Source organism: Streptomyces xiaopingdaonensis (assembly GCF_000262345.1).
GTDB classification, from domain to species: Bacteria; Actinomycetota; Actinomycetes; order Streptomycetales; family Streptomycetaceae; genus Streptomyces; species Streptomyces xiaopingdaonensis.
Window position 1 is genome coordinate 1 of the sequence record NZ_AJTQ01000266.1, and the last position, 4,278, is coordinate 4,278.

The following is a 4,278-nucleotide window of genomic DNA, read 5'->3' on the forward strand; positions in this document are numbered from 1 at the left end:
CAACGGCGGGTGCCGCAGGTCGCCCAGTGCTTCCCGTTGGCGGCGGCGAACCGGTGTCAAGGGCAGCCGGCCGCCCTTGTACGGGCCGGCAAGCGGTGACGAGGCCCCGAGGGGCCACGCGGACCAGGCGCCACCGACATCGGTGGCGCCTGGTCCGCGGCGGAGCCGCAGTTCCTCGGCCTCGACCGCAGTGCCCTCGTCTTCCTCTGCCCGGGGACCTTCCGTCGACGAACCGGTGAGCAACGCTGGATGTCGCTCCAGCGGCTTCCGACCCCTAAGGTCTCCGGAAAACTGAACGACATCTGCTTCGCCGACCACGCGGGCCGGGACCTCGCGCTCGACCGGAGGACGGGCAGGAGACGAGGCGTGCCCCTCCTCCGTCACCCGGCTCCGGAGACCCTGGTGCGCCCTTCGGGCGACACCGTCGCCCTTTCCGTCCCGCGCGCGTCCCCGAAGCGGCGCACGGCGACGTCGTCGGAGCGTCCGTGTTTCGCGACGTGGCCGTTGCCGCGGCCTCCGGCGCGGCGCGAGCCGCCGGCAGACGGGCGGTACCGGTCGCGATGCCGAACGGTCAGGAGCCGGCCGCAGCCGGAAGGAGCCCCGTGGCCGTGTCGCGCCGGGGTGCAGCGAGTGCTGCTGTGCTGTCACGATCGGCGGCCCGCTGTCCCTGCGGCGCCGGCCGTGGTGTGGGATGGCGGGGAGCATGACAAGAAAGAGGGGGAACTGTGGCAGGAACGAGAGCCCAGAGCCTGCGGAGGGCGGCGACGGAGGCCGCTTCCGGCGGCGCTCCCCGGCAGGCGGCGGAACAGGAGCTCCGTCACCGTACGGGGCGCTCCTCCGGACGCGAGCCGGATGCGCGGGCACAGGAGAAGCACGGCGAGGCCGGTCGGGAGACGGACGAGTCGCGGGCCGAGGGCATGGACCCGGCGGACTTTCCGGCCGCCCGGGAGCAGGGGGGTTCCCTGGCCACCGTGCTGAAGCAGCGGACCGTGGCGCTTGTCGAGGCGGGCGAGGCGCTGAACCAGAGCGAGCACAAGCGCGAGGAAGGAGAGCAGGTCCACGAGATATGCCCGATGGTCCTGCCGAAGGGACGGTCCTTCCTGAGCATGCTGCCGGTGCTCTCGCTGCTGCTCCTCGGAGTGGTCGGGACCGCGGTCGTCTCGGCCGTCGACGACTCCCCCCTGAGCAATCCGCTCTTCGGGCTGCACTACTGGATCGTCTCCGTGGCGGCGGTCGCCTTCGTGTGGTGGCGACAGGGCATGGTGATGGTCCCGGACGGCTGCCAGGCGCTGATCACCCGGTTCGGGAAGCTGGAGAAGGTCGTCGGGCCCGGCCGGGTCGTGCTGATCAGCCCGTGGAAGCGGGTCTCGTACATCGTCAACACCACTCGTGAATACCCCTTCAACGCCCCGGTGCGGGAAGCTCCCACCAAGGGCGGGGTGAAGGCGTCCATCGATCTGTTCATCCAGTTCCGGATCAGCGATCCGACGGAGTTCGTCTACACGCTCGGCGCGGTGCGGGGCTTCGAGGAGAAGCTGAGCAACGCCGTGAGCGAGACCATCCGGAGCCTGATCTACGAGCAGGAGGCCGCCGGGATCTACGACATGGTCGGCGAGGACACCGGGCGGCTGCTGGAACAGCTCAACCAGCAGTTCCGGCCCGCGGTCGAACTGACCAACGCCAACATCACCCACGCCGAGCCGGCCGACCGCGGATACCGCATGGACCTGGCGGCGCCGGAGATGGTGCGCATGGCGAAGGACGCCTACACGCACGAGTACGCGCTGATGCTGCGCAAGGAGCAGGACGAGGGCGACCTTTCGAAGGAGCTGGCGACCAGCCACGAGACGCTTTCGGCCATCCAGGCGGACATCGCCCATTACCAGGCGCAGATGGACACCGCCGTGGAGCGCGAGACCAACCGCGCGCAGGCGCTGGCCCGTCAGCGCTACGTCCAGGCCGAATCCGAGGCGAACGCCAACGCGGCGCTGCTCGAGGCCCAGGCGCTCGACATCCGGGCCGTGACGGCGGCCGAGGCGCCGGAGATCCTCGAATACCGCTACGAGCAGCAGATCCTCGACGCCCTGGAGCAGGTCGCCGACCACCTGCCGCGCCTGGTGCGGATCGGCGGCACCAGCCAGGGCGGCGACGCAGCCGGGGTCGACTTCCTGCGTCTCGCCCGTGAACTCATCGGGCAGCACGGGGGCGAGCTGTTCACGGAAGCCGACATGTCGGCCGTACGGGAGCGGCTCGACGAGGTCGCCGCACGTATCGCCGAGCGCGAGAGCGAGATCGGTGCGCTGCTGGAGGCCGACCGGCCCACGGTGTCCCGGACGGCGCCGGACGCAGCGGGCGCCTCGGAGGAATCCGGCACTCCGGGGGCACCCGACGCCCCGAAGGGCACCACAGACGGCTCGGCGAGCGGCGATCCCGGCGACCCGGGCGACCCGGGCGCTCCCGACGTCCCGTACTTCTCCGAGGAGGCCGGTCAGTGAGCAGCATGCACACCAATCGCAGGTCGGTCATCACCGAGGCGGTGGCCCCCTGGAGCGACATCGCCCAACTGCTGCGGGGCGGCGAGGCGGGCACCCTGGTTCCGGTCATCATCCCGCGGCACCTGCGCCGGCTGTGGTGGATGCTTCCGCTGTGGCTCGGCCTGTTCGCGCTGCTGTCCGGGGTGATGCTCTCGCTGCGCGGGGCGGACTCGGACGGGGCTTCCGATCTCGCCTACGGCGCGCTGGCCGGGCTCTCCTACGCCGTCGGCGCCGTCCTCGTGCTGATCGGCGCGCTGTGGTGGTGGCGGTCCTCGATCGTGGAGATCGAGCAGGGCACCCACGGCGTGCTGACCCGGTACGGCGCCGTCGTCCGCACCCTGGACGCGGGCCGGCACTACCTGTGGCACCCCTGGTCGCGGGTGGACTTCGTGGTCGACACGGCCACCGAGATCCCGTACTCGGCCCCGGTGATGGCCTGCCCCACGCAGGAGAACGTGCCGCTGCGGTCGATCGAGTTCTTCCTGAAGTTCCGCATCACGGACGCGGTGCTGTTCGTCCGCACGATCGGCGCGGGCAACTTCGATCTGGTGCTCTCCAGCGCCGTCCAGGACGCCATCAGGCAGCGGGCCCGCCAGGTGCACACCGAGCACGCGTACGACCTGCGGGGCTCCGACGTGGCCGACATGCAGGAACTGCTCAACCGGTTGCTCTCCCGCTACGGCGTCCGCATCACCGGCTCCAACATCCCGGACGTCCAACTGCCCGCCCAGTACCAGCAGCACCTGGCGACCCGGGAACGCGTCGCCAAGGAGCGCACGGCGTACGAGCAGGAGTGGGGCCTGCTCCGCAAGCGGCGGATCGACAGCCTGGGCATGGACATCGAGCGGGCGAAGAAGGTACGCGACGCGCGCATCGTCGAGGTGAACGCGGCGCTGAACAAGGCCCGCGAGGAGGTCGCCCAACTGCTGGAGGAGCAGGAGACCAACGCGCAGCGGGTCCGGTTCGAGATCGAGACGCGGGGCCGCAGCGGGCTGATCTCCGCCGAGAACGAGGCCCGTGCCCAGCGGGCGCTCGCCAAGGCGTACCGGGACAACCGCGCCGTGCTCCGGTACGAACTGGCTCGCCGCCGCCTCGAGGTGGGCGCCGAACTGGCCACGAAGGCACCGCGTCCGGTGGTCGTGCGCACCGACGGCGGCAGCGCCGGCACCGACGGCTCGGCCCTGTCCACCCTGCTCGCCGCCCAGTTGATGCCCGCTCTGTCCCAGCGGGCCGGGGAGGGCGGCCTCGGCAGCGGTGCGGCCGGGAACGCGGAGGACGTCGACTTCCGCGAGTGAGAGTCCCCGGCTGAATCCCGGGCGTGATCGCCGCCTCCGGCGCGGCGATCACGCCCGGGTGCGCACCTCGCGGCCGTGGGGGTGCGCCCGCGCGCACGGAACGAGACGCCGCCGACCGCCTTCCGGTGCTTTTTTCCACCGACGCCACGCTGCCCCGACGGCGCAGGCGCGGCTCCGGACGCGCCCACGAGCGGGGCGGTGCCTAGCGGCTCTCCTCGGGGCCCGCCAAGTGGCGTGCGATCACCGCGCGTTGGATCTGGTTGGTGCCCTCGACGATCTGCAGCACCTTCGCCTCCCGCATGTACCGCTCGACGGGGAAGTCGGTCGTGTAGCCGTACCCGCCGAGGAGTTGGACTGCGTCCGTGGTGACGCGCATGGCCGTGTCGGTGCAGAAGAGCTTCGCCATCGCCGCCTCCCGCCCGAAGGGCTCGCCCGCGTCGCGGCGCCTG

At 71.6% G+C, this 4,278-nt stretch carries 3 protein-coding genes; 2 read left to right on the forward strand and 1 reads right to left on the reverse strand.

Annotated elements, in window-relative coordinates; all coding sequences use genetic code 11:
• Window positions 1-725: 725 nt before the first annotated feature.
• Window positions 726-2,495 (forward strand): SPFH domain-containing protein, encoded by a 1,770-nt coding sequence (locus UWG_RS0121540; protein WP_016909278.1) that lies wholly within the window; start codon window positions 726-728, stop codon window positions 2,493-2,495.
• A 5-nt stretch (window positions 2,496-2,500) separates the two neighbouring features.
• The gene (locus tag UWG_RS0121545; protein WP_086022517.1) at window positions 2,501-3,829 is read left to right on the forward strand and encodes an SPFH domain-containing protein; all 1,329 of its coding nucleotides are present in this window, start codon (window positions 2,501-2,503) and stop codon (window positions 3,827-3,829) included.
• 202 nt (window positions 3,830-4,031) lie between these two features.
• Here the strand turns inward: UWG_RS0121545 and UWG_RS30670 are convergent.
• A partial coding sequence (locus UWG_RS30670; protein ID WP_272943208.1) for an acyl-CoA dehydrogenase family protein occupies window positions 4,032-4,278 on the reverse strand: 247 nt, incomplete at its 5' end.

Bases quoted from the DNA above. Each gene is read 5' to 3' on its own strand.
- UWG_RS0121545 (WP_086022517.1), top strand. From the start codon at position 2,501: ATGCACACCAATCGCAGGTCGGTCATCACCGAGGCGGTGGCCCCCTGG.